Genomic DNA, 23,793 nt, shown 5'->3' on the forward strand with positions numbered 1-23,793 from the left:
ACGCTCGGGGGGAAGGCCGGTGAGTAAACTCATTTTTCGGCATCACCACGATCTCGACAATATTTCTGTATTTTGATCCAGTCCTTGCTGACTTTTGGGAGAGTCTCACCATGACAAAACTGACAAACACCATCATTGCGTCCGCATTGCTTTCCACGGCAATGTGGGCGGTCCCAGCTTTCGCCGCAGACCCTGGCTCCGCCAGTGCCGGCAATGGGGAAAGCATGCGGGACGTTACTTCGGGCGACTTCAAGCCCGGGCGGGCAAAGCCTATCGCGCCGCCGAAGCTTACCGACGAAGACAACCGCGCGGCGCCGCTCACCGACGAGGCAACGGCTGTGAAGTCCTATGGCATCATCGGGCGTTCCGCGGATGGCAAGGAAATCAAGATCGAGCCGAGCGAAGCGCTGCGCGATCTGATCATCAAGCAGCTGAACGCTCCGGCCGACGGCCCGGAAGGAACGCAGCGCAAGACGGAAGATCCGGACCTTGGCGAGGGCGAAGCCGGGCGCCAGGTTTTCGGCACCGACGATCGCGTGCAGGTCAAGAACACCAAGACCTATCCGTTCTCGGCCATCGGCTACCTCGAAGCCAAGTCGCCGAAGACCGGCAGCTATGGCAGCTGCTCGGCAACGCTGATCGGCCCGCGCACCGTGCTCACCGCGGCGCACTGCCTCTACAGCCATGAGGACAAGGACTGGCTGGCCGACTACCTGTTCGTGCCGGGCCTCAACGGCAGCACGGCCGACGATGCTCCGTTCGGCGCCTTCAGCTATGAGAGCGCCTATGTGCTGCAGGGGTTCATCGACAATTATCAGGGCTATTACGGCTCGGTCATCCCCTGGGATCTCGGCATCATCACGCTGAAGCAGGATGTCGGCACCAACCTCGGCTGGCTGGGCTACGCCAATTATGACGATCTCGGCGACTTCACCGCCAATCTCGTCGGCTACCCCGGCGACAAGCCGATGGGCACGATGTGGAAGGCCAGCTGCGAAGTGCATGCCGAAAACATCGCTCCGGAGTATTTCCAGTACGACTGCGATACGTTCCCGGGGTCGAGCGGCAGCTCGGTCTATGCCTATGACAACAATTCCAAACAGCGCATCATCACCGGCGTCAACGTGGCGGAAAGCCCCGAAGCGAATACCGCGGTGCGCCTCAACGCCGCCAACGTGCAGTGGATCAACAGCCTTTATAAATAATCCAGGCTGGGTTCGAACGGAATGCGAAGGCGGCGGGTCAATTCCGCCGCCTTTTTCATGCCGACGCTTCCTGCGCGGCTTCTCTTGCACGCGGCCAGCTCGCCGACTACGCTCGATTTGCCAAGGGGTTGAGGCATCCAAGAGGGCTCAAAGGATGGCGCGGGCAAGGGCAGTGTTCGGGGTCGCGGCCGCATCGGCGCTGACCATGCTGATGCTTTCGACGGCGTTCGCCGATCCGGCCGCCGCCCCTGCCGGCGGTGCCTGGTCGGAACGGGTGCAGATCCTCTATCAGGCGGACACGCGCTCGGTGCTGCGCAGGGCGGTGCGCGTCTGGGATTTCCATCCGGAAAAGAACCTCGACTTCGTCTGGGAGCCGGCCGCGGGGCAGTCGCCTGACAGGACGATCGCCGAGGACGGCACGATCAACGGAAAGGGCAAGCTGGTGTGGCGGGTGCGCGGCTCGGCGAGCTATGACCCGAAGACCGTCTATTCCAGCTATTTGGGCGACATGAGGAATGGCCGCCCCGACGGCCAAGGCCGGCTCGAGCTGCGCTCGGGCGAGGTGTTCGAAGGGCGTTGGCTAGCCGGAGAACTCAACGGCAAAGGTATCCACATCGATGCCGACGGCAACCGCTATGAGGGGCAATTCGTCGCCGGCATTCCAAACGGCCTGGGCAGGCTGCTGTCGAAGACCGGTGAAATATTCGTCGGCTCATTTGTCGGCGGCTTGAAGAACGGCAAGGGCCAGACCCGGCTTGCCGGCGGCACCGTTTATGCATCGCAATGGGCGATGGGCAAGGAGGTCGGCGGCACGCGGCCCGATGTGCTGGCCGATGCCAGGGTGGGCGGCCTCCTGAAGGCGCAGGCCGGCGGCGGCGATGCGGGCAAGGTCGAGATCGGCGTCATCGTGGACCAGCGCATGACGCAGCAGGCCGACACCAAATACCAGCATCTGGTGCGCGACGAGGACATCGCGATCTATCCGGAAGACAATCTCTACAACGACGCCTGGAACGGCACCGGGACGATCAACACGAACAATGTCTATGAAGGTCCGAACTGGGAAGACACGCCGGCCTTCGCCGAGGTCAACCTGAACACGACCGACCAGTCCAAGGTCAAGCTCGACAGCCTGGAGATGAAGGTCGCGGCCAGCGACGCCTATCGCAAGCCGATGCTGTCGCTCTCAGAGCATTTCGGCTGCATCGGCTTCCGGCCGGACTTCTCGGTCATCAACAATGGCTGGGGCGACGCCAAGGACATGAAGATGTCGATCCAGTTCACCACGGTGGACGAGGAGGGCAACCCGACCGGGCAGCCGAGCCGGATGTTCACCAAGGATATCGGCGATTTCGGCGACGGCGTCGACGTTTCGATCAAGAGCGTCCTCGATGAGGCCGGCGTCGACACGTCAAGCCTGGAGACGGGGCGTTTTCCCTGTCCTTCCGTCGACAGTCTCAATGTCTGCCGCAGCCAGCTCACCAACAAGATCAAGTTCGGCGAGGTCGCGGACTATCTCGGCAATTTCAATCAGGCCATGACGCTGAACGCGATCGGCAAATTCGATTATTCCTGGGCGGACGATGAGGGGCATGTCTACCAGCAGACCGAGCCATTTCGCGTGCAGATGACGATGGCGGTGTTCGAGGTTCCCGAATCGATGGCCGAATGCGGTGACGGCGGCGGCGGCAGCCCCGAGGCCATGCGCTACCAGAACATCGAGTTCCCGATCGGCAAACACGACTACACCATCCCCATGCCGGTGCGCGGCAACAAGACCGTCAGCGCCTACACGGCACGGCTGAAGATGTGGTCGGCCATGTCGTCGATCCATCGCTTCAGCATCGCCGCGCATTTCGCCGACGGTAGCGTGCGCGAGAGCAAGCCGGTCAGCTTCTTCTATTTCCGGCCGAAGCAGTCATTGTTCGAAACCAGGACCGAACCGGCGGCGTGCTATCTGCCCCGCCAGATGATGGGCTGCGGCTAAGGTATATCGATATTCAGGTAAGGCCGGCCTGCGAGCGGTTGGTCGAAAAACTATTTACGGCCCATCTCGAAATAGTTGGGCAGCGGGATGAGGCGTGTGAAAATCGTGCCCTGGGCAAAGACGCGCAATTCCAGCATCGATCCGGACGAGCGCTCGGCTTTCTGGTCGAACAGGAAATTGCCGAGCGAGTAGACTTCCGCCACATCGCCGCCGGCGAGCGGTACGATCGCCTCGCTCGAGACATGCGGATGGCCGCCGACGATGGCCGAGACGCCGCGCAGCCGCATCTGGTCGGCCAGCATGTCTTCACGCGCCGACGGCTCAGTCTTGTATTCGCGGCCCCAGTGGACGAAGGCGACCACCGGACGCTCGGCATTCTCGTGCAGAAGCCGGTCGAGCAAGGCAGGGGTGAGCAGGTCGGTGTTCTTCGAGCCGTTGGTATCGATGTCGGTCAGGCCGACAAGGTCGAGCTCGTCGAGCGCCAGCGTCTCGCCCTGGCCGAAATGCGGAATGCCGGCTTCCTTCAGGGCGCGCAGCGTCTCGGCATAACCCGAAGGTCCCAGGTCATAGGCGTGATTGTTGGCAAGGCTGACGCCGGCGACATGCAGCCGCTTCAGCATGTCGGTGGCCAGGCCTTCCGGCATCGCCAGCGTCATGTCGTCGATCGCCTCGGGCACGTTGGGCAGGATGACGCCTTCGAGATTGACGATCAGCGGCCGTGCGCCGGTCAGCGAGAGGATGGCGTCGACGATCCTGTCGGCAACCCCGTCGCGCAGCAGGATCTTCTTCATGGCACGGCCGAAATTCACGTCGCCGGCGAGATAGTAGATCCTGTCCTTTGGTCGCGCCGGGTTGTTGAAGCCGGGGCCGAAGGCGCCGAACAGCGCCACCACGTAGCTGGTGGTGCGGTCGACATAGTCTGATGTGTGTTCCTGCGAGTTCTCGTTGGCGACGACCAGTGGCTGGGCACCGAACAGTTCGCGCTGCAGCCTGGTCTGGATATAGAGTGCGCCGACGGAATCGGCGTGATCGGGCTGGCGCAGGGCCGCGATGCCGTCGAGCGAACCGGCGGCCAGCATGTTGAGCGACTGCTGGTCGAAACGGCGTGCTTCGTGCTGCGGCAGGTAATGCGAGAAGTCGGTGGATTCGACGATCAACGTGTCCTGGTCGACGATCGGTTTCAACGCTTCGGCCAGCCGATCCCAATCGCCGCGCTTGGCCTTCACCGACATCGCCACCGGCACGATCTTCGCCTCGGGGAAATAATGGTGCAGGAATGGCAGCATGGCGCGCACGCCATGCTCCTTGTCGAACAGACAGGACTCCTCGACCATGCCGCTGTTCTTTTCCAGCAGGCGCACCGCATCGGTATCGGCCGCCACTGGGCCAAGCACGGTGTCGAAACCGCGCTGCGACGTGGCGTAGAGCTTGTGCGTCTTGTGGAAATGATCCGGCGACAGGATGACGACGCGCTTGTAGCGGAAGCCCGACGCGGCGTGGAACCCGAGTGCGACCAGATCGGCGGCCAGCAGATGATGCGGCACCGTGATGCCCGTCAGCCGCCGGTTGGACGGCTGGATGTTGGCGACGCCGGCGATGGATGTCTTGAACAGTGTCGCGTCGTCGTAGAAGGGCGGGAAGTTCTCGGTGCCGGGCGGGCAGATGACGGGAGCGGCGAAGCTGAGGTTAGGTGAGAGGAGGAGCGCAACTGCGAAGATCAACGCAATGCCGGTTTGCGCCCAGGCACCCCCCTCTGTCCTGCCGGACATCTCCCCCGCAAGGGGGGAGATCGGATGTCGCCACTGTTTTCGCCAATTTCTAACGTTGGAAAGTAGGCGTATCCGCTGAAGCTGCCAATCTCCCCCCTTGCGGGGGAGATGTCCGGCAGGACAGAGAGGGGTGCCTGGACGCAGAGGCCTCACGGCTCGGCCAACACGATGTTCTCGACACCGCCGACATAGTAGAACGGCTTCTGCTTCGACGCCGTCAGCCGCACCACCTCGCGCGAGATGAAATCGGCGAGGCCGAACAGGGTGACGCCGCCATCCGAGGTTCTTGCCTTGCCGCGCAGGCCTTCCAGGATCGAATAGGTGAAAACGCCGTGGCCGAGTTCGGGCAGTTCGGCGGCGGTGTTGTTGGCGGCGGTTGCCGAGAAGACAACGATGCGCGCGTCCTGCGCGTCCTTTTCCAGGCGCGGGTTGAAGGCGTTGGCGGCGTGGCAGGTGTCGAGCAGCATGAAGCGCATGCCCTTGGCCCGCTCGACCGATTTCTGGATGTCCGACCAGTCGACCAGCGAGGAGCGCTTCCAGCGGTCCGCGTCCTGTTTGCGGCCATCGGTCGGGATAAAATAGTAATCCTCGTCGATGTTGATGCCGTGGCCGGCGACGAAGACGATCGTGGTGTCATGCTCGCCCGGCCTGTCGAGGAAATCGGCGAGCTGGTCGTCGATCGTGTGCGAATCCGGCTCCATGATGTTGTCGGCGCTGGCGACCGTGTAGGTCTGCTGCGCCTTGTCGGAGTTGTCGTCGAGCGCTTCCCGGTTGACCAGCACCAGCGTTTCCATCGACGAGAACAGCGGCGCCGATTTCTGCGCAATCACCTTAAGGAATTCGGTGGCGTCATCGACCGGATAGCGAAGGTCGCAGGCGTGGCCCGAACAGGCGTCCTTGAGGAACGGATATTTGTCGACACCGATGACGGCGACGTAGAGCTTGCCCTTGGCTTCGGTTTTCTCGGTTTTCCTGGCGATTGCCGTGACGCTGCGCTCGGTCAAGTAGCCATATTCGTTGCTGCCGGTGATACGGATGGTGTTCTGGCCATTCTCGACCGGCACCTCGACGATGGTCTTGTCGCCATCGGCCGAGCGCGTGGCGATGTTGCCGACATTGCGGCTGTTCGACAGGATCGAGAAGCCGGCGACATCGGCTCCGGCCTCCCGGGCGCCCGATATCTCCACGGCGACGTAACCTTCGCGGACCTTGCTCTGGTCGTCGGCGAGGCGAATGCCGAACTCTGGCGGCTTGCGCTGGAGCAGCTTCTGCAGCTCGTTGTCGACGCCCGGCCGCATCTCCTTGACCGCTTGCCTGGCGCTGCGCAGGATGATGGCGCGGCGCACCATTTCCGGGCTCCAGAGATATTTCTTCAACTGGCCGGCGCGAATGAAACGGCCCTCATGGTCGCGGCCCTGGTTGACATGCCAGCCGATCAGCTTGTCGCCCTCGTCGGAAGAATAATAGTAGCCCTGCGGCATCCAGGCGATCCATTGCGAGCCGGCAAAGAACATCGACACGATCAGCTCGTGCGTCTGCAGGTTCCACAGCCTCAATGTCTGGTCGGCGCTGCCGGTGACCAGCAGGCCGGCTTTCTGCGACGCCACCATGGCGTTGATCTCGCCGGTATGCCCGGTGAACTCGCCGGAGACCCTGGCGGTCGCGGTCTTGTACTCCAGCAGCGTGCCGTCATTGCCGCCGGTGATCAGCCCGAGCCCGTCGTCGATCAGCGTGAAGGCTGAATGGGCAAAGCCGTTGGTGGCGTCGTTCTCGATGCGGCGCACGACCTGGCCGCCATGGCCGATCTCCAGCACGGCGTTTTCGAGCGCATCCTTGCCGCCCGCCGCGGCATGGAGCGACCATTGGCCGTCGGTGATCGCCGCGCGGGCGAACGGGCCGGATCCGGTCAGCGGCTGAGGGTCGTCGAAGAAGCGCTCGGCGGTCGGCAGGTCGAGCTTCCTGTCCAGCGCGCCCAACTCCTCCGGACAGGCCACGCGCTCGGGGCACGGGTTGGCGCTGCCCCAGGCGATGATGCCGTTCGCGGCGTCGATGCCGACAGCGGTCACCGGCTCGCCCGATCCCTGCAGCAGGGCCTTGCGCTCACCCGTCGCAGGATCCCAGACCTGGATGGCGTTGCGGGTGCCGCCCGCGGTCGCCACCAGGGAGCCATCGGCATTGGCGGCGCTGGCATAGACCGTGCCGTCATGGCCGTCATAGGCGCGCGCCTTTTCGCCGGTCTCTGTGTTCAGGACCACGGAGCGGTGCTTGTCGGCGCAGCGATAGCCGCAGGAGGCGACCAGCAGCCCGCCCTTGGCGAAAGTCAGCGAGCCGATGAGGAAATCCTGCCTGGGCATGGCGCGCGCCAGCGCGCCGTCGGCGGCGCGCCAGAGCTGGATCTGGCCGTCCTTGCTGCCGGTGGCGAACAGGCTGCCGTCCAGCGAGGTGGCGAGCGCCATGACGCTGACATCGCGCAACGGCTCGGCTTGCGCGGGCAGGGCGATCTCCTCGCCTTTGGCGACATCCCAGAGCCGGATACCGTTGTCGGTGGTGGTCGCCGCCAGCCGGGTTCCCTGCGCGGCGAAGGCAAGCTTGTCGATATGCCAGGAATCGGCGTCGAGCTTCTTGTCCAGCGTCCAGCCGGTGGTGGACTGACCGTCCGGCTTCCAGAGATAGACGACGCCGTCGCCGCCGCCCGCGGCAAGGACCTTGCCATCTGGAGAGAAAGCCAGGTCATAGATCGCGTAGTCGGCGCCCTTGAGCACGGCCTTCATCTTGCCGGTGGCGAGGTCGAACAGCCTGATATCGCCATAGGGTGGCTTGTCGCCGATGCCCGGGCCGAAATAGCCGCCGGCGGCGATCGTCTTGCTGTCCGGCGAAACGGCGATGGCGAAGACCTTGCCGTCGTTGCCATTGCCGAGATAGCCGCGGATGGTGCGCAGGCTCACGCCGCTCTGCCAATCCCAGATGCGGATGGTCTTGTCATCGGATGCCGAGACGAGGTCTTGGCCGTCCGGCGTGAAGGCGAGATCGGTGACTTGCGCGCTATGCCCGCCAGTGTCGAGATCGAGGTGGAAATCAGGGGCGTCCTGCGCCCGTACGGTTGGGGCGCTCAGCAAGGCACCGGCCATGGCCAGCCAGCGGCAGGCGTGCAGGAGCCGGACGCTGATCCATGCCGCTCCCATCGCTATTTGACTTCAGCCGCGGGCTGGCCATTGCGCACATAGGCCTCGATCGCCGTCGCGAAGGTCGGCGATCCGGCCTTGCGCTGTTTGTCGACATAGCCGGCAAAATAACTCCAGAATGAGACCGCGTAGTCGCGGAAATACGCGTCTGTCACCTTGCGCGAGCACAGATTGCCGTCGATGCAGAAAGACAGGCGGTTCAGGAAATAGACGATGCGGTCGAAGTTCTCGTTGAAATCGGCGAGCGGCATGTCGCCGCCGGCGGCGGTCATGGCCTCGATGCCGATGCGCTGCCGGAACACCTGCTCCTCGGTCGGCGAGGGATTGGCGCTGAGCAGATTGTCATATTTGGCGTTGAGGGCAGCGAGGCGATCCTTGAGCGCACGTTGCGCCTGCTGGTAGTCCTTGGTCTCCCAGAGCTCGACCAGCGACATGGTCTGTTCGACGCGCTTCTGCTCCTGGTTGGCCAGGAACTGGTAGATCGAGAATGCCAGGGTGAAGATGATGGCGAAGCGCACCAGCATGCCCGACCAGGCATAGACCAGCATGCGCCAGTCACGATCGGTGAAGGGGTTGCTCTCCTTCTTGATCTCGTGGCTGCTTGGCCAGGGAAAACCTTCCGTGGTTTCTGGCAGCGTCTGCTTTGCCGAAACTTTCGCTGGCGCGGCCGCCGTCTGTTTGGTGGTGCCCCCCGGCTTCTTCATTTGCAGCTGTCCAGCTTGATGGTCGCCGAGGGGTCCAGCACCACGCCGGGCGCCTCGAGCTGTCTTTTCAGGCATGCCAGCTGCGGGCGCGAAACAATGAACTGCATATCGGGTTCCGCCGGCGCCTTGTTCGGCGACGGCAGCGCTTCGACCACGCCGCGCGAGGCGCAGCTCGAGAGATCGACCACCACGGCGTCACTGCTGGTCTTGGCGAATTGGTCGTACTGATCGAGGAAGCAGGTCGCGAGCTCCGAATTGATGACCACCTGTTTGGCGCAGAGGCCACAGGCCTCCTGCGCCGACGCATTGACGATCAGCAACAGGCCGCCAGCAAGGCCGGCAACCATCGCGCGCCAGGGAAAAACACTGTTCCTCAAGACCGATCCTATCTGCTTTGCCCGCCGCTGGCCTTATGGCCGCGGCCGGGAATGTTCTCATATCGCGCCAAACGCGCAAGACCCGGCGCTACAGGGCCATGCGGCCCCGGCGCCAAGGCTCAGGCGCGGGGCACTGTCTCCATCGGGAAGATCATCACCGCGCCCTTCGGGCCGCTTTTGTCGCCAAGCCGCATCACCGAGCGGGTCGATGGCGCCATGCCGATGTCGGCCAGCATGTCGGAGAAGCTGGCGGGTCCGAGCCCGCGCGTCATCGATGCGACGCCGTCCTGCGCCAGGAAGCTCAGATCCTCCTTCTCGCTCTCCGGCGGGGCCTCGGTCAGCACCGCGATCATCCGCTCCATGCCGAATGAGGTATCGGTGAAGGCGAGCAGCCCCTCCTCCAGCGTCGCCTTCGGAGCAAGGCGCTCGGCGACGATGTGGGTGATGGAATAGTCGCTGCCGACATAGAGCACGTTGATGTCGACCAGCTGGTCCGAGCTGTTCCTGGCCAGCACATGCACTTCGTCGCCGGGCGAGACGCGCGGCACGGCGGATGCCTGCAAGGGCTCCAGGCCGTCCTTGTCGCGGCGCTTGATCTGGAACTGGACGTCGACATCCTCGGGCTTATAGTCGGAAGCCGCCGCCAGCCGCGACAGGCCGGTGGCACGGAAGATGGTGCGCAGGTTCGTCGTTGTCGCGTCGACCAGCCGTTTGCGGTCATCCGAGTGGATGATGATCAGCGGCGGCTTGCTGCGATCCTTCAGGGTCATGTCGCCCGATGCCGGCAGGAACCACAGCGCCGGTTTGTCCGAGGCATTCTTGGCGGCCCCTGCGATGGCGTTCTCGCGCAGGACCGCGAGGCGAAGTTCCGCACTCTTGCCGGGATCGGCCAGTTCTATGTTGAAGCCGGTGTCCTTGGCGGCGGCCAGCTCGTCGAGAACCGAATTGACGAACGCTGTTTCCTTCTCCAATCCCTTTGTCGGGGCGGGCCGCGCCACCGCGAGCTTGTAGTCCACGGCAATCTCCGCCACCCGCGCATAGGCGTGCGCGGGGATGTCGGCCAGCTTGAGCGCCGGCTTCTTGTCGAACTCGACCGGCGTGACGTGGCTTTCCAGGTTCTTCGCCGATTGCACTTCGAGATAGCCGACGGCATCGGTGAGCGACGACAGCGCCGAGGGCAGGATGGCGAGCTTGCTGCCGGGGGTGAGGCGATGCAGCAGGCCGGCGCCTATCGTTGCCTCGCCGTCCTTGACGACGATGGGCCATTGCATGACCGCATCGGTCTTGTCGGTGCCGAAGACGCGCGCGTCGAGTTCACCCTCGAACAAGGGCGTCGGCCGGTTGCGGCTGTCGGCCGAATATTGCTGCAGCACCGCCTGGCCAAGCTGGCGGTAGGTGACGTTGGGGTTTTCGGCCAGCTTCTGCAGGATTGTGAAGGTGAACAGGCCGAAGCGCGGGGCGTCCGCCGTGCCCTTGGGCAGCGGCATCTCCGGCGTGGTCTCCACCGTCTGCGCGGCATAGAAGGCGACCAGCTTGCCCTTGGTGATCGGTTCGCCGCCGGTCGGCGTCATCAGGTTGAAGGCAGGCTTGCGCTGGCCATTATCGTCAAGGCCGCGCGACGCGCTGGCGACCGTGTCGTCGTAGGTCTTGATGGCCGCCGCCCGGGCTGCTTTGTCGCCGCCGACAAGGTCGGCGAACTCGATCTTGCGCTCGAACTCGTCCTCCACGTCCACGGCGCGCGTCATCGTGCCGGAATGGCAGCAGTCGAAGACGGCCCAGATGAAGGCGCCCTTGTCCCGGATGGCGTCGAAGGCGGCGCCAATCTCGTTGTCGATCAGCGCGTTGGGCACGCCGGCATCGCGGTTGACCCACTTTTCGATGTCGACAGGCAGGAAGATCTCGTCGAGCCCGTCGGTCTCGTCGCCCTTGATCATCTCCGGCTGCTGGGCGCCGTGGCCGGACAGATGCAGGTAGACGAAATCGTCGCGCTGCACCTTGGCGGCGAGGTCCGCGAGGGCCGCCTTGATCCCCGCATGGGTGGGCAGGCCCTTGGCGCCCGGCACATCCTTGGCCAGCAAGGTGACGTTCTCCGGTTTGAAGCGAACCGGGTCGGGCACGTTTTTAAGAAGGTATTCGTGGATCAGGCCGGCATCGTTCTTCGGCCCGATCAGCCAGTTCCTCTGCGGCAGAGCCGGATATTCTGTGCAGCCGACTAGCAGCGCATGGTAGGTGCGCGAAGCGGCCCGCGCCCGGAACGACATGGTTCCGGCCGCCATCAGCGCGGACGTGCCGACAAGCAGCGTCCGGCGTGTCAATTTGATCATAATTGCTTCCCCAAGCCCGATCGAATTTCCCAAGCGCGTCAAACTTCGTCGAGAATTTTGTCAGTATTTTGAATGTGGCCGGACCAGTCAACCCGTGGCCAAAGAGCGGCCTGGTGGTTTTGGCACTGATGAGGCTGACGGAAATAGTGGCAAAGATGCCGGTTCGTCGCTATTTCAGGGAGACTGAAGCCGTCTGCGTGCGCAAATCACCCCGCGAACGGCGCAACAAGCGGAAGCAGGATCATGGCGGCAAGGGATGTGCTGACGAAAAACCAGCTGTGTGTGCTGGAGAAGCTGGAGACGGCCAGCGGACCGCTTAGCGCCTATACCTTGCTGGACCAGCTGCGCGAGCGCGGTTTCCGGGCGCCGCTGCAGGTCTACCGGGCGCTCGACACGCTGGTGAAGTCAGGCTTCGTGCATCGGCTGGAAAGCATCAACTCCTTCGTCGCCTGCGCCGAGCCGCACGATCACAGCCATTCGATGACGGCTTTCGCCATCTGCGACAATTGCGGACAGGTGACGGAGATGTCCGACCACGATGTCGACCACCGGCTGAACGAATGGGTCAATTCGACAGGCTTCGCCGCAAAGAAGGCGGTGATCGAGTTTCGGGGTGTTTGCGCCAAGTGCAGGGCAGAGGCGGCTTAAGATCAGGCCAGCCAACCTATTGATGTTGGTGTGAAGGATCGCGGCGTTGCTCGAGGGCGCTCAGTGCGCCTCGTCCCAGTTGCTGGCGGCGCGGGCATCGACATGCAGCGGCACCGACATCGAAACCGCCGGCATCGGCGCGTTTTCCATGACCTTGCGCACCACGGGGAGCGTCGCCTCGACCTCCTCGTCGACCGTCTCGAAGATCAGCTCGTCATGCACTTGCAGCAGCATGCGGGCCGACAGCTTTGCCCTGTCGAGCGCTTCTTCCATATGCACCATGGCGCGGCGAATGATGTCGGCGGCGGTGCCCTGAAGCCTGGCGTTGATCGAGGCACGCTCGTTGAAGGCGCGGATCGAGGGGTTGGACGACCTTATCTCCGGGTAGTGAATGCGCCGGCCGAAGATGGTTTCGACGAAGCCGTTCTCGCGCGCATAGGCCTTGGTCTCCTCGATATAGTCGCGGATGCCGGGAAAGCGTTCGAAGTAGCGCTTGATATAGGCGCTGGACTCTTCGCGCGGGATCGACAGCTGGTTGGCCAGGCCGAAGGCCGAGATGCCGTAGATGATGCCGAAGTTGATCGCCTTGGCGCGCCGGCGCACTTCCGAAGGCATGCCTTCGACCGGCACGTTGAACATTTCGGAAGCGGTGATGGCGTGGATGTCGGCGCCGTCGGCGAAGGCCTGCTTCAGCTGTGGGATATCGGCGACATGCGCCAGCACGCGCAACTCGATCTGGCTGTAGTCGGCCGAGACCAGCTTGTGGCCTTTTTCGGCGATGAAGGCGGTCCTGATCTTGCGGCCTTCGGCGGTGCGTACCGGAATGTTCTGCAGGTTGGGATCGGAAGACGACAGGCGTCCCGTTGTGGTGGCGGCGAGCGCGTAAGAGGTATGGACGCGATTGGTGTCGGGATTGATGAAGCCGGGCAGCGCGTCGGTATAGGTCGATTTCAGCTTGGTCAGCTGGCGCCAGTCGACGATCTTGCGCGGCAATTCATGGCCCTCCGCCGCAAGCTCCTCCAGAAGCTGCGCCGAGGTCGACCATTGGCCGGTCTTGGTCTTCGAACCGCCCGGCAGACCCATTTTACCGAACAATATGTCGCCGAGCTGCTTGGGCGAGCCGATGTTGATGCGCTCGCCGACAATGCCGTAGATCTCCTCCTCGGCGCGCGCAGCGCCCTGCGCCAGCTCGCCGGACAGGCGCGACAGGATCTGCCGGTCGACCGAGATGCCGCGCTGTTCCATGCGTGCCAGCACCGGCACAAGCGGCCGCTCCAGCCGCTCATAGACCGAGACAAGGCCCTTGGCGGCAAGCCGGGGCTTGAGCACCTGCCAGACCCTCAATGTCAGATCGGCCTGTTGGGCGGCGTAGAGGGTTGCCCGTTCAATGTCGACCTGATCGAAGCCGATGGCGTTCCTGCCAGACCCGGCAAGCTCCTTCTTGGAGGCCGGCGCATGGCCGAGCCACTTTTCGGAAAGTCCGGCGAGATCGTGATGTCCGACAGTGCCGGCGTCGAGCACATAGGAGATCAGCATCGTGTCGTCGAAGGGACCGACTTCGACACCGTGCCGGCTCATCACGACGATGTCGTATTTCATGTCCTGGACGATCTTGAGGACGGACCTGTCCTGAAGCAGCGGCTTCAGGAGCGCCAGGGCCTCGCGGACCGGGATCTGGTTTTCCAGCTGGCCGCCGCCGAGCAGATCGCCATTGCCGCTCTTGTGGGCAAGCGGCACGTAGACGGCGCGGCCGGGTGCGATGGCCATGGAAAGCCCGATCAGATCGGCCTGCATCGGATCGGACGAACTGGTCTCGGCGTCGAAGGCAAGGGTACCCGCGTCCCTGGCCTCGGCGATCCAGGATTTCAGCGCTGCGGTATCGCGAATGGCCTGGTAGGCCGACATATCGATCTTGCCGGACGACGTCCGCTCCAGCCGCAGCGCCGAAAGCAGGGAAGGGGTGTCGCCCTTCGAAGGTGCGCTTTCCGCCTTTGCCGGTCCGTCCGCTGTCTGCGCTATCGTTCTGGCGACAGCGGGCGCGCCTGCGCCGACATCGGGGCCATGCGCGGTGTCGGCGCGCTCGACGGTGACGGCGGATGCCTTGACGTCGCCGATCTCGGTGGCCGTGGCCTCGGCGACGCGGCGCGTCAGCGTGGTGAATTCCATCGTCTTCAGGAAGCCGATCAGCTTCGGCCCGTCCGGGGGCTGCAGCACCAGCTCGTCCAGCCCTTCCTGCATCGCGATATCGTTCTTCAGCGTCACCAGCTGGCGCGAGATGCGTGCCTTGTCGGCATTGGCGATGATGGTTTCGCGGCGCTTGTCCTGCTTGATCTCGGTGGCGCGCGCGAGCAATCCATCCAGATCGCCGAACTGTTCAAGAAGCTGGGCCGCGGTCTTGGGGCCGATGCCCGGCACGCCGGGCACGTTGTCGACCGAGTCGCCGGTCAGCGCCTGCAGGTCGATCATCTTTTCCGGGGGCACCCCCCACTTTTCGATCACTTCCGGAATGCCGATCTGGCGGTCCTTCATCGGGTCGTACATGCCGACAGTCGGGCCGACGAGTTGCATGAGATCCTTGTCGGAGGAGATGACCGTGGTGTCGGCGCCGGCCTCACAGGCAAGCCTGCAATAGGTGGCGATGATGTCGTCGGCCTCGAATCCCTCCATTTCGATGCAGGGCAGGTTGAACGCGACCGTTGCCTGCCGGATCAGGCCGAATTGTGGGATGAGGTCTTCCGGCGGCGCCGAGCGGTTGGCCTTGTATTCGGGGTAAAGCTCGCTGCGGAAGGTTTTCGAGGAATAGTCGAAAATGACGGCGAAATGCGTCGGCACCACACCTACACTGGTGTTGCGGGCGTCCTGCATCAGTTTCCAGACCATGTTGCAGAAGCCGAGCACAGCATTCGTCGGCAGGCCGTCGGATTTGCGGTTCAGCGGCGGCAGCGCGTGATAGGCGCGGAAAATGTAGCCGGAGCCGTCGACAAGAAAGAGATGATCGCCTTTTTTCATGCCGGCAGGGATAGCGCGGCGCGATGGCTTGGTCCATGCCAAACACATCGCCCGGGTCGGGTTCCACCAACACCCTGACAATTCAGGACATCGGCCCGCTCACGGCCACGTTACAAAAGTGTAACGTTGGTGCCCTTGAATCGCCACGTTCACAGACCCAAATACAGGTCATCGGCAGTTTTCGCCGAAGTCCGGAGCAAGGCCCGTCCCCCGCCTATACCGGACATCTGCGGCAGCCTATCCCCCCCTCTCCGGGCTGCCGCATCGTTTCGAGTAGAGGCCGCCGTGGTTCCCCCTCCACCACGGCGGTCTTTTTTGTCTTGGACGGGACCCTCGCGTCCTTGGTCCAATAATCCCGGGCTTTCCGTTTTCCCGTCCTGCCTTTACGGTTCCGGCACTGAATCGAAAGGCTTGCCAATGTCCGCAATTTCCCCCGTCCTCGACCGTCTCGACAAGAATCTCGACCAGAGCCTGGAACGGCTGTTTGGTCTGCTCAGCATCAAGTCGATCTCCACCGATCCGGCCTATGCCGCCGATTGCCGCAAGGTGGCGGAGTGGTTGGTGGCGGAACTCAAGCTGATCGGCTTCGACGCCAGCGTGCGCGACACGCCCGGACATCCGATGGTGGTCGCGCATCACGAAGGTCCGGCGGGCGCGCCGCATGTGCTGTTCTACGGCCATTACGACGTGCAGCCGGTCGATCCGATCGAATTGTGGGAGAACGATCCCTTCGCGCCCGCGCTCAAGGAAGTCGGCCCCGACCACAAGGTCATCACCGGACGCGGCTCGGCCGACGACAAGGGCCAGCTGATGACCTTCGTCGAGGCTTGCCGGGCCTGGAAGCAGGTGCATGGCAACCTGCCGTGCCGGATCACCATCCTATTCGAGGGCGAGGAGGAATCCGGTTCGCCATCGCTGAAGCCGTTCCTCGAGGCCAATGCCGAGGAGCTCAAGGCCGATTTCGCGCTGGTCTGCGATACCAGCATGTGGGACCGCGACACGCCGTCCATCTGCGTGGGACTGCGCGGGCTGGTCGGCGAAGAGATCACGGTCAAAGCCGCTGACCGCGACCTGCATTCGGGCCTCTATGGCGGGGCGGCGGCCAATCCGATCCGCATCCTGGCGAGGGTCCTGGCCGACATTCACGACAAGGACGGCCATATCACCGTCCCCGGTTTCTACGACGGCGTCGAGGAAACGCCCACCCAGGTGCTGAAATCCTGGGAGACGCTCGGCGAGACCGCCGAGACCTTCCTCGGGCCCGTCGGCCTGTCGATCCCGTCGGGCGAGAAGGGCCGTTCGGTGCTGGAGCTGACCTGGGCCCGGCCGACGGCCGAGTTCAACGGCATCATCGGTGGCTATACCGGCAAGGGCTTCAAGACGGTGATCGCCGCGGAGGCGTCGGCGAAGGTCTCGTTCCGCCTCGTCCACAAGCGGGATCCGAAGAAGATCCGCGCGGCCTTCCGCAAGTTCGTCGAGGAGCGCATTCCGGCCGATTGCTCGGTCGAATTCCACGCCCATGGCGGCTCGCCGGCCATCCAGCTTTCCTACGACTCGCCGTTCCTGGCCAAGGCGAAGACCGCCCTGTCGGACGAATGGCCCAAGCCCGCGGTGACGACCGGCAGCGGCGGTTCGATCCCGGTGGTTGGCGATTTCCAGACCTATCTCGGCATGGAATCGCTGCTGGTCGGGTTCGGTCTGGATGACGACCGCATCCATTCGCCGAACGAAAAGTATGAGCTCAGCTCCTTCCACAAGGGCCAGCGCTCCTGGGCACGGATCCTCGACGCACTGACCCGTTGAGCGCGGAAAACGAGTTTTCCTGTTGATTTTTCACCGGATCGCGGCGAGGACGGTTTACGCCGCGACCGGAGAAGACAATGCCCGACATCCGTTTCCACAAGAATGACCTGCCCGATCTCTCGCACTACAATGTCGATGCGGTCGCCATCGACACCGAGACGCTGGGGCTCAATCCGCATCGCGACCGACTCTGCGTCGTGCAGATTTCGCCCGGCGACGGCACCGCCGACGTCATTCAGATCGCGCCGGGCCAGAAGAAGGCGCCGAATCTCGTCAGCCTGCTGAGGAACCGCGGCATAACCAAGCTGTTCCATTATGGGCGCTTCGATCTCGCGGTGCTCTACAACGCCTTCGGCGTGATGCCCGAGCCGGTGTTCTGCACCAAGATCGCCTCGCGGCTGACGCGCACCTATACCGACCGCCATGGGCTGAAGGACATCTGCTTCGAGCTTCTCGGCGTCGGCCTGTCCAAGGCGCAGCAATCTTCGGACTGGGCAGCTGAAACATTGTCGCCCGAACAACTCGAATACGCCGCTTCCGATGTTCTTTATCTGCACCGGTTGCGTGAAGTGCTGGCGGGGCGGCTGGCACGCGATGGCCGCGCGAAGGAAGCCGATGCCTGCTTCCGCTTCCTGCCGACGCGGGCCAAGCTTGACCTGATGGGCTGGGACGAAGAGGATATCTTCGCCCATAGCTGACGACCCCCGCGCCGACGCGCGCCGTCGGGGCCGGTCTGGAACCAGATAGCGCGAGCCGCGTTTCTGTCGGCTCGAACAGGGGGATGAGATGGCGGACAGAAAGCCGATATCGACCGCGCCGACCGACGGTTCCAAGGTTACCGTCACCTGGAAGGACAGCGACGGGGTGCTCAACGAGTCCATCGCGCAGTACCGCGACGACGGCTGGTGGGTCTACACCGACAGCCATACGCAAAAGAAGGTCGAGCCGACCAGCTGGCGGCCCGCCGCCAGCGACGATGACGACCAGTGAGTGCGCCGCTGGCGATGGCGGCTGCTTTCGAATAGCCTGAAGCCGTTGATATCGGGGCCGATTCGGAGCCTTCCGCTCCGTGCTCGCCCTCTTGCTCGGAGGAAATCGCTATGGGTGTCGAAAGTCTTCTCGTCTTCATCATCATCGGTGCCATTGCCGGCTGGCTCGCCGGCCTGATCGTCTCGGGCTTCGGTTTCGGCCTGATCGGCAACATCATCGTCGGCATCGTCGGCGCGTTCATCGCCGGCTGGCTGTTCCCGCGGATCGGATTTTCGATCGGCGGCGGCATCCTCGCCTCCATCATCCACGCCACGATCGGCGCCATCATCCTCCTGGTGCTGGTCAAGGTGCTGAAGCGAGCATAGGGCTCCGACAATCAAGGGCGCGCCATGAAACAGAATACGCTCTATCTCGTCATTGGCGCGCTCGTCGTCGTGGTCATCGCGCTCGGCGTCTATGTCTACCACGAGCAGACCAAGCCGAAGGGCGTCGAACTAAAGATCGACGACAAGGGCATTTCGATCCAGCAGAACTGACCCCGCGACCGAGCGGGGATGCAGGAGCGCGACATGGGGGCTGGCGACGCGCCGCAGGGCGGTGAAGAGCCCAAGATCAGTGTTGCCGAGTGGGAAAGGCTGAACAGGCCGCCGAGACGCGAGGCCTGGCTGCGTTATGTCTGGCGCACGTTCCGCTTCCTCAGGACCGCCGCGCCGGTCAGTGAGTTGCATGGGCAACAGCGGGCCTTCGGCGACGCCGTCATCGCCAGCGTGGCCTTCAACCGGCCAGACGTCATTGAATGGCAGATCCATCTCGTGCGCCGGTATCTGGCCGAGCACCAGAGCTACATCGTCTTCGACAACTCCAAGAAGGAGGAGGCGAGGACGGCGATCCGCGACCTCTGCCGCCGCCTGGAAGTGCCCTATGTCGCGTTGCCGAGAAACAGGCTCGTCGTCAGCAGGTCGCACGGCCAGGCGCTGAACTGGATCGTGCGTAATTTCGTCACCGGTTTTGGCCCGAAACTCTTCGGCTTCATCGACCACGATATCTTTCCCACGCAACCGTTCTCGATCCGCGAAAGGCTGGGGGGCAGGCTTGCCTATGGCAGCCTGCGGGACGACACGCCGACGCCGGGCGGCTGGTTCCTGTGGCCCGCCTTCTGCTTCTTCGACGGAAGCCTGTTGCGGCAACGCCTGGATTTCGCCCCGAGCTACAGGTTCCATATGGATTCCGGCGGCGGCAACTGGCCGCTGCTCTACCGGTCGATCGACCCGGCACAGGTCAGGTTCACCGAAAACAAATTGCTGGCCTTCGGAGATGGAAAAAATCCGCATGAGGATCATTTCATGTCGGTCGACGGCTGGCTGCATGTGACGAACGCATCGAACTGGCGAAAGCAGCCGGCCGACAGGCGCGAGTATCTCGCCGCCTTGCTGCGGCAGGCCGGCGGCCCCGACCAGCCTGACGTGAAGTTCGAACCGATCTGAAGCAAGGTCGGGGCGGAGCAGCCCTCCGATCGGCTTGACCACGAAGGTGTCTTGGGGCTTAGTCGCGACCTCAAGGCGGGGCATGCACTTTTCAATGGGCTGGGACGGCGGGACAACTCCCGATCCGTATGATCATTCGGTTCCCGGGGGCGGAGAACCGATGATCGCGCGGATCGACTTCAAGGCGAGCGAGGCAGTGCGGGCGGCGCTTTCGGCGATCGGGCGTACCGAGGATTTGCGCTTTTCGCCCGACAATCGTCTGCTGGTGATTGCCGGCTATGCACGCAAGCGCCTGCTGGTGCTGCGCGTCGACATCGAGGCTGGAGGTCCCTCCGTCGCGGTCCGCGACTTCATGGAGCTGACATCGGGCGATATGGGCGAAATCCACGGCCTGGATTTCATCGACGACCGCACGCTGGTGGTCGGCAACCGCGACGGCCACGTCGTGATCTTTGCCTTGCCAGCCGAAGAGCCGACCGGCCAGAGCCACGAGATATCAGCCATCCGTCGGGTGAAGGGCAAGGGGCTCTGCAGACTGAATTCGCCGGGCTCCCTTGCCGTCAAGGCCGAACCGCATGGCCGCGTCAGCCTGCTGGTCTGCAACAATTACACCCACATGGTCACCAGGCACGTGGTGAACCGTTGGCTTGGCTATCGGACGACGAGCAACCGTCGGCTGCTGGCGCGCGGTCTTGATATACCCGACGGCATCACTCTTAGTCATGACGGGCGGTGGATCGCGATCAGCAGCCATGGCACCCAGGACGTCAAGCTCTATCGGATTTCCCCATCGCTGGGCCCCGAAACCGAACCCGCCGGCGTTCTGACCGACGCCGGCTACCCGCATGGCGTGCGCTTCACCGCTGACGACCGGCACATCCTTGTCGCCGATGCCGGCAGCCGGGTGGTGAATGTCTATGCCGGCGATGGCGGCTGGAGCGGACGCCGCGCGCCGGTGCGCTCGCCCGAGGTCATCGACGAGGAAGCCTTCCTGCGCGGCAGGGCGAACGTCGAGGAAGGAGGGCCGAAGGGTCTCGACATCGACCGGTCGAACAACGTGGTCGCCATCACCTGCGAGGAGCAGACGCTGGCGTTTTTCTCCCTGGCATCGATGATCGGCTCGGCGAGCGCCTCCTCCTCCTGGCCATCTCTCTGATCGGCGGCAACGCCGCTTCGCTCGGGTTCAATGGGCCGAAGGCGGAACTCAACCCGAAGTGCGTTAAATTCGCGAGAGGCGCTTAACTTTAAGAATAGAAGATTGTGCGATGCATGGCGCATAACCCGTAGGGTACCGACGATGCGCACATCTGCAGCCTTGGTCATAGCACCGCTCCCGGCGATGCTCATGTCGACGGTTTTCCTGCATCAGCACAGGCCCCAGTATGGTCTTCTGGCCGCCTTCGTATGGCTGATGCTCATCGCATATGCTTGGGAATTGGTCATAATCCTGCCAGGCCATCTGCTGCTTTCGCGAGCGAGGAACGGATCTCTGATCGACTACCTGCTACTTGGGTTTCTAGGGTTCGCGCTGCCCATGCTGGCGTTCATGATCTACAAATCACCGAGCATAGTTGGGCGAGAGATCATCGTGGCAAGCTACTGGGGAATCCTCGGCGCAAGCGCCACTTGGCTGTTCTGGCTTCTGAGGAAACCCCTCAGCACGCGCTCGGTTGTCAGTTAACTCAAAGACCTTCCCACCTTCACGTCGCAGCAAGCCCGCTGCCGTCCGCGGGCCGCGCCCACAGACGGTGGATGAGCAGCTCCGGGCCAGGAGTTCGGTCCTTCGCTGACGATGCGCTTCCTGGAGGCGGCAGGTTGGCTCCACAGACACCAGAATGAAGAGAGCCGAAGCAGACCGGTAACGGCGACTGGGCGGAAGAGACAAGCGCTTGATTAAACAGCACTTCAATTTTTTCCCACTTAACCCGCCCTTAAATCGCCGCATCTAGTCTTCAACCGGAACGCCATTGGCACCGGGGATAGCAAGCGCAGCGCATGGCGAACCGCAGAGACAGCCGCATCGAGCCCAGTTTTGACGGACCGCCAAAGGCGCGATCCCAGACGGGTCTTTCGGTGAGCGAGGAGGACCGCGTCGTGCCGAGCAACCGCAAAGCCTCCGCCAAACGCAAGCCGTCCAAGACCAAATCCTCGCGCGGCGGTCGCGGCAGAAGCCGGCGCGGCCTTTTCGGCGTGCTTGGCCGGCTGTTCTACTGGTGTTTCGTGCTTGCCATCTGGGGCGGCATCGCGGTGGCGGGCGTGGTGATCTACTACGGTGCCAAGATGCCGGCGGCCACCACCTGGTCGATCCCAGATCGTGCGCCCAACATCAAGATCGTCTCGGCCGATGGGCAATTGATCGCCAACAGGGGCATGAGCGGCGGCGAGGCGGTCGGCCTGCATGAAATGTCGCCCTATATCCCCGAGGCGGTGATCGCCATCGAGGATCGCCGTTTCTACTCGCATTTCGGTGTCGATCCGATCGGCCTGTCGCGCGCGATGGTCACCAACCTGCTCGGCGGGCACTTCTCGCAGGGTGGTTCGACGCTGACCCAGCAATTGGCCAAGAACCTGTTCCTGACGCCGGACCGCACTCTGGAGCGCAAGGTGCAGGAAGTGCTGCTGTCGCTTTGGCTGGAGCACAAGCACACCAAGGACCAGATCCTCGAAATGTACCTCAACCGGGTCTATTTCGGCTCCGGCGCCTATGGCGTGGAGGCTGCCTCGCGGCGCTATTTCGGCAAGAGCGCGCGTGACGTCACCCTGTCGGAGGCAGCCCTGCTTGCCGGCCTTTTGAAAGCGCCGTCGCGGCTGTCGCCGGCGCGCGATCCCAAGGCGGCCGAGGAGCGCTCGCAACTGGTGCTCGCCGCCATGCGCGAGGAAGGCAAGATCAGCGAGAAGGAGCTGAAGACGGCGCTCAGCGCGCCGGCGACGCGCTCCCCATCCTACTGGACCGGCTCGGAAAACTATGTCGCCGACACCATCATGGAAGAACTGCCGGACCTGATCGGCGATGTTCGCGGCGATATCGTCATCGACTCGACCGTCGACCTGACGCTGCAGAAGCTCGCCGAACAGTCGATCCGCAAACTGATCGACGACAGCGGCAAGAAGCTCAATGTGACCCAGGGCGCGCTGGTTTCGATCGACGATTCGGGCGCGGTGCGCGCCATGGTCGGCGGCTATGATTATTCGACCAGCCAGTTCGACCGCGCCTCGGAGGCGCGCCGCCAGCCGGGTTCGGCGTTCAAGCCGTTCGTCTACATGGCGGCGCTGGAGGCCGGCCGCACGCCCGACAGCATCCGCAACGACGCGCCGATCAAGATCGGCAACTGGACCCCCGACAATTACGGCGGCAAATATTTCGGCAAGGTGACGCTGGCGACGGCACTGGCCAAGTCGCTGAATTCGGTCGCCGCCCAGCTGACCATGGAAGTCGGCCCCAACGCCGTGGTCGAGGCGGCGCACCGCATGGGCATCCAGTCCGACCTGCAAGCCAACACCTCGATCGCGCTTGGCACGTCGGAGGTGACGCCGCTGGAGCTGACCTCGGCTTACGTGCCTTTCGCCAATGGCGGGTACAAGCCCGACATCCATTTCATCCGCCGCATCACGGGTGCGGACGGCAAGGTGCTTTACGACAGCGGTGGCAGCGGCAGCGCGCCGCGCGTGATCAAGCCCGAGATTGTCGGCATGATGAATTCGATGATGACCGGCACGGTCGAGGTCGGCACCGCCAAGAAGGCGGCCTTCGCCTGGCCTTCGGCCGGCAAGACCGGCACCAGCCAGAATTCGCGCGACGCCTGGTTCGTCGGCTATACCGCCAACCTCACCACAGGCGTGTGGTTCGGCAATGACGACGGCACACCGATGAAGAAGGTCACCGGCGGCGCGCTGCCGGCACAGGCCTGGCACGAATTCATGGTCGCAGCCCATGAGGGCGTGCCGGTGCGGCCGTTGCCTGGCACATGGAAGTCGACGCCGCCAGATACGATCGTGCCCGACGATATCCCCTCGGTGGACAACAACCAGCAGGCGCCGGTACCGTCGGTGGCGGTGGGCCAGCAGCAACCGCAGGCAACGCAGACGTCCAACCCCGCGCCGCAGCCAGCGGCGCCGGTCCGCCCGGCACGGCCGGCCCAGACTGTGGATGCCAACGGCTTCAACATGCCGGCGGATGACGGCACCACCGCCTCGGTCGGGCATCCGGTGCCCCCGGGCAATGTCGGCGGCCCCATGAAGAAGCGGCAGACCTCGATCCTCGATATTCTGGGCGGCGGCTGAGGAGCCTGTCGTCCAGCGGCGTCAATCCGC

Annotated in this window: 18 protein-coding genes; 12 read left to right on the top strand and 6 right to left on the bottom strand. The window is 63.6% G+C overall.

Annotated elements, in window-relative coordinates:
- Positions 1–110: 110 nt before the first annotated feature.
- Together FFS37_RS20340 and FFS37_RS20345 are read left to right on the top strand one after the other, a co-directional pair.
- A complete protein-coding gene (locus tag FFS37_RS20340) occupies positions 111–1,205 on the top strand; it encodes a trypsin-like serine peptidase (protein ID WP_137932763.1) in 1,095 nt (364 codons plus the stop codon).
- Positions 1,206–1,359: 154 nt separating this feature from the next.
- Complete coding sequence (locus FFS37_RS20345; protein WP_137932764.1) at positions 1,360–3,192, top strand: MORN repeat-containing protein; 1,833 nt, start codon at positions 1,360–1,362, stop codon at positions 3,190–3,192.
- Between the two features lie 50 nt (positions 3,193–3,242).
- On the opposite strand, the gene amrB is transcribed toward FFS37_RS20345, so the two are convergent.
- From amrB to FFS37_RS20375, 5 genes are all read right to left on the bottom strand, one after another.
- Positions 3,243–4,961 (bottom strand): AmmeMemoRadiSam system protein B, encoded by a 1,719-nt coding sequence (amrB, locus tag FFS37_RS20350; RefSeq protein ID WP_232375723.1) that lies wholly within the window; start codon positions 4,959–4,961, stop codon positions 3,243–3,245.
- Between the two features lie 149 nt (positions 4,962–5,110).
- Positions 5,111–8,143 (bottom strand): caspase family protein, encoded by a 3,033-nt coding sequence (locus tag FFS37_RS20360; protein ID WP_232375724.1) that lies wholly within the window; start codon positions 8,141–8,143, stop codon positions 5,111–5,113.
- Positions 8,144–8,145: 2 nt separating this feature from the next.
- The gene (locus FFS37_RS20365) at positions 8,146–8,847 is read right to left on the bottom strand and encodes a DUF4760 domain-containing protein (protein WP_137932765.1); all 702 of its coding nucleotides are present in this window, start codon (positions 8,845–8,847) and stop codon (positions 8,146–8,148) included.
- Positions 8,844–9,167, bottom strand: coding sequence for a hypothetical protein (locus tag FFS37_RS20370; protein ID WP_232375725.1), 324 nt, complete (start codon positions 9,165–9,167; stop codon positions 8,844–8,846). Before FFS37_RS20370 ends, FFS37_RS20365 begins: the two co-directional genes overlap by 4 nt.
- Positions 9,168–9,343: 176 nt before the next feature.
- On the bottom strand, positions 9,344–11,548 hold the full coding sequence (locus FFS37_RS20375) for a caspase family protein (RefSeq protein ID WP_137932767.1): 2,205 nt from the start codon (positions 11,546–11,548) through the stop codon (positions 9,344–9,346).
- Positions 11,549–11,791: 243 nt separating this feature from the next.
- Here FFS37_RS20375 and FFS37_RS20380 point away from each other — a divergent pair, with 243 nt between their 5' ends.
- Positions 11,792–12,196, top strand: a complete 405-nt coding sequence (locus FFS37_RS20380; protein WP_137932768.1) for a Fur family transcriptional regulator — start codon at positions 11,792–11,794, stop codon at positions 12,194–12,196.
- 60 nt (positions 12,197–12,256) lie between these two features.
- On the opposite strand, the gene polA is transcribed toward FFS37_RS20380, so the two are convergent.
- Positions 12,257–15,205, bottom strand: coding sequence for a DNA polymerase I (gene polA / locus FFS37_RS20385; protein WP_171026350.1), 2,949 nt, complete (start codon positions 15,203–15,205; stop codon positions 12,257–12,259).
- 417 nt (positions 15,206–15,622) lie between these two features.
- On the opposite strand from polA, the gene FFS37_RS20390 reads away from it, so the two are divergent.
- The 9 genes from FFS37_RS20390 to FFS37_RS20430 all read left to right on the top strand — a co-directional run bounded on the left by FFS37_RS20390 (position 15,623) and on the right by FFS37_RS20430 (position 23,763).
- Positions 15,623–17,008, top strand: a complete 1,386-nt coding sequence (locus tag FFS37_RS20390) for a M20/M25/M40 family metallo-hydrolase (RefSeq protein WP_137932770.1) — start codon at positions 15,623–15,625, stop codon at positions 17,006–17,008.
- Between the two features lie 77 nt (positions 17,009–17,085).
- On the top strand, positions 17,086–17,706 hold the full coding sequence (locus tag FFS37_RS20395) for a ribonuclease D (RefSeq protein WP_137932771.1): 621 nt from the start codon (positions 17,086–17,088) through the stop codon (positions 17,704–17,706).
- 88 nt (positions 17,707–17,794) lie between these two features.
- The gene (locus tag FFS37_RS20400) at positions 17,795–17,998 is read left to right on the top strand and encodes a hypothetical protein (RefSeq protein WP_137932772.1); all 204 of its coding nucleotides are present in this window, start codon (positions 17,795–17,797) and stop codon (positions 17,996–17,998) included.
- Positions 17,999–18,108: 110 nt separating this feature from the next.
- On the top strand, positions 18,109–18,363 hold the full coding sequence (locus FFS37_RS20405) for a GlsB/YeaQ/YmgE family stress response membrane protein (RefSeq protein ID WP_056594910.1): 255 nt from the start codon (positions 18,109–18,111) through the stop codon (positions 18,361–18,363).
- A gap of 24 nt (positions 18,364–18,387) precedes the next feature.
- Entirely contained in the window at positions 18,388–18,534 is a 147-nt protein-coding gene (locus FFS37_RS20410; RefSeq protein ID WP_137932773.1) for a hypothetical protein, read from the top strand.
- A gap of 33 nt (positions 18,535–18,567) precedes the next feature.
- On the top strand, positions 18,568–19,482 hold the full coding sequence (locus FFS37_RS20415; protein ID WP_137932774.1) for a hypothetical protein: 915 nt from the start codon (positions 18,568–18,570) through the stop codon (positions 19,480–19,482).
- Positions 19,483–19,642: 160 nt separating this feature from the next.
- Positions 19,643–20,638 carry an SMP-30/gluconolactonase/LRE family protein gene (locus FFS37_RS20420; protein ID WP_137932775.1) on the top strand — a complete coding sequence of 332 codons (996 nt, stop codon included), beginning with the start codon at positions 19,643–19,645 and terminating at the stop codon, positions 20,636–20,638.
- 189 nt (positions 20,639–20,827) lie between these two features.
- Positions 20,828–21,163 (top strand): hypothetical protein, encoded by a 336-nt coding sequence (locus FFS37_RS20425; protein ID WP_137932776.1) that lies wholly within the window; start codon positions 20,828–20,830, stop codon positions 21,161–21,163.
- Between the two features lie 314 nt (positions 21,164–21,477).
- On the top strand, positions 21,478–23,763 hold the full coding sequence (locus FFS37_RS20430) for a transglycosylase domain-containing protein (protein WP_137932777.1): 2,286 nt from the start codon (positions 21,478–21,480) through the stop codon (positions 23,761–23,763).
- Positions 23,764–23,793: the final 30 nt, after the last annotated feature.

This window comes from Mesorhizobium comanense, assembly GCF_005503535.1.
GTDB classification, from domain to species: Bacteria; Pseudomonadota; Alphaproteobacteria; order Rhizobiales; family Rhizobiaceae; genus Mesorhizobium; species Mesorhizobium comanense.

Coding starts and splice junctions, on each gene's coding strand:
- FFS37_RS20340 (WP_137932763.1), top strand. CDS start 111: ATGACAAAACTGACAAACACCATCATTGCGTCCGCATTGCTTTCCACG.
- FFS37_RS20345 (WP_137932764.1), top strand. CDS start 1,360: ATGGCGCGGGCAAGGGCAGTGTTCGGGGTCGCGGCCGCATCGGCGCTG.
- amrB (WP_232375723.1), bottom strand. CDS start 4,961: ATGTCCGGCAGGACAGAGGGGGGTGCCTGGGCGCAAACCGGCATTGCG.
- FFS37_RS20360 (WP_232375724.1), bottom strand. CDS start 8,143: ATGGGAGCGGCATGGATCAGCGTCCGGCTCCTGCACGCCTGCCGCTGG.
- FFS37_RS20365 (WP_137932765.1), bottom strand. CDS start 8,847: ATGAAGAAGCCGGGGGGCACCACCAAACAGACGGCGGCCGCGCCAGCG.
- FFS37_RS20375 (WP_137932767.1), bottom strand. CDS start 11,548: ATGATCAAATTGACACGCCGGACGCTGCTTGTCGGCACGTCCGCGCTG.
- FFS37_RS20380 (WP_137932768.1), top strand. CDS start 11,792: ATGGCGGCAAGGGATGTGCTGACGAAAAACCAGCTGTGTGTGCTGGAG.
- polA (WP_171026350.1), bottom strand. CDS start 15,205: ATGAAAAAAGGCGATCATCTCTTTCTTGTCGACGGCTCCGGCTACATT.
- FFS37_RS20390 (WP_137932770.1), top strand. CDS start 15,623: ATGTCCGCAATTTCCCCCGTCCTCGACCGTCTCGACAAGAATCTCGAC.
- FFS37_RS20395 (WP_137932771.1), top strand. CDS start 17,086: ATGCCCGACATCCGTTTCCACAAGAATGACCTGCCCGATCTCTCGCAC.
- FFS37_RS20400 (WP_137932772.1), top strand. CDS start 17,795: ATGGCGGACAGAAAGCCGATATCGACCGCGCCGACCGACGGTTCCAAG.
- FFS37_RS20405 (WP_056594910.1), top strand. CDS start 18,109: ATGGGTGTCGAAAGTCTTCTCGTCTTCATCATCATCGGTGCCATTGCC.
- FFS37_RS20410 (WP_137932773.1), top strand. CDS start 18,388: ATGAAACAGAATACGCTCTATCTCGTCATTGGCGCGCTCGTCGTCGTG.
- FFS37_RS20415 (WP_137932774.1), top strand. CDS start 18,568: ATGGGGGCTGGCGACGCGCCGCAGGGCGGTGAAGAGCCCAAGATCAGT.
- FFS37_RS20420 (WP_137932775.1), top strand. CDS start 19,643: ATGATCGCGCGGATCGACTTCAAGGCGAGCGAGGCAGTGCGGGCGGCG.
- FFS37_RS20425 (WP_137932776.1), top strand. CDS start 20,828: ATGTCGACGGTTTTCCTGCATCAGCACAGGCCCCAGTATGGTCTTCTG.
- FFS37_RS20430 (WP_137932777.1), top strand. CDS start 21,478: ATGGCGAACCGCAGAGACAGCCGCATCGAGCCCAGTTTTGACGGACCG.